This is a genomic window from Hyphomonas atlantica corrig. (genome assembly GCF_000682715.1).
Classification (GTDB): Bacteria; Pseudomonadota; Alphaproteobacteria; order Caulobacterales; family Hyphomonadaceae; genus Hyphomonas; species Hyphomonas atlantica.
In genome coordinates this window covers 1-988 of the sequence record NZ_AWFH01000043.1, presented here as the reverse complement: position 1 = coordinate 988, position 988 = coordinate 1, and the positions used below count along the sequence as shown (strand labels likewise).

1 pseudogene is annotated in these 988 nt (G+C 62.3%); it reads left to right on the top strand.

Features of this window, described 5'->3' with window-relative positions:
* A pseudogene (locus tag HY36_RS12695) lies at positions 1-924 on the top strand (IS3 family transposase); the annotation flags it as partial.
* Positions 925-988: the final 64 nt, after the last annotated feature.

Genomic DNA, 988 nt, shown 5'->3' with positions numbered 1-988 from the left:
GAAGTCGTGCGGGGAAAGTTCTAAGCCCTTCACGCAAACGCGAAGCGGTCGATCATGTGGTGGAGACACTTGGCGCAACCGAGCGCCGGGCCTGCCGTGTGATCGGCCAGCATCGTTCTACTCAGCGCAAGCCGCGTATGCCACGCCAGGACGAGGGTGTGCTGACAGCAGCCATCATCGCCCTGGCAGAACGGTTCGGCCGGTATGGCTACCGCCGGATCACAGCCCTGCTGAGACGGGATGGCTGGCATGTGAACGAGGTCGAGGCGACCGTGGCCGAAGGCCGCGTAAGCGCCGCAGACGGTTTACCGCATCTGGCGGCGTGAAGGGCTGAAAGTGCCAATGAAACACCCGAAACGTGGGCGTCTCTGGCTGAATGATGGCTCGTGCGTGAGGCTTCGGCCTGCCCACAAGGGCCATGTCTGGTCGTATGACTTCGTGCAGGACCGCACGCATGACGGCAAAGTGTTCCGCATGCTGTGCGTGATCGATGAGTTCACCCGGGAATGCCTCGCCATCCGTGTCGAACGCAAGCTCAACTCCCGCGATGTACTCGACACACTGGGCGAGCTGTTCGTCGCACATGGCCCGCCAGCGCATATCCGCTCCGACAATGGTCCCGAGTTCATCGCCACCGCCCTGCGCGAGTGGCTGGGACGGATCGGCGTGAAGACGCTCTATATCGAGCCGGGCAGCCCATGGGAAAACGGCTACTGCGAGAGCTTTAACTCCAAGCTTCGGGATGAGCTGCTGGCGAGGGAGATCTTCTTCGATTTGCGTGAGGCCAAAGCCCTGATCGAAACCTGGCGCCGGCACGACAACACCGCGCGTCCACACTCGTCTCTGGGCTACCGGCCACCTGCGCCACAAACCATCTTGCCCGCGGCGTTCATACCGCCTTACTGTGTGGAGGTAGCGGCATGAACGCCGCTACGTGGAAACCGCCGGACTAACATTACCGGTGGACCACCTCGGTGGGGCAGAGCAG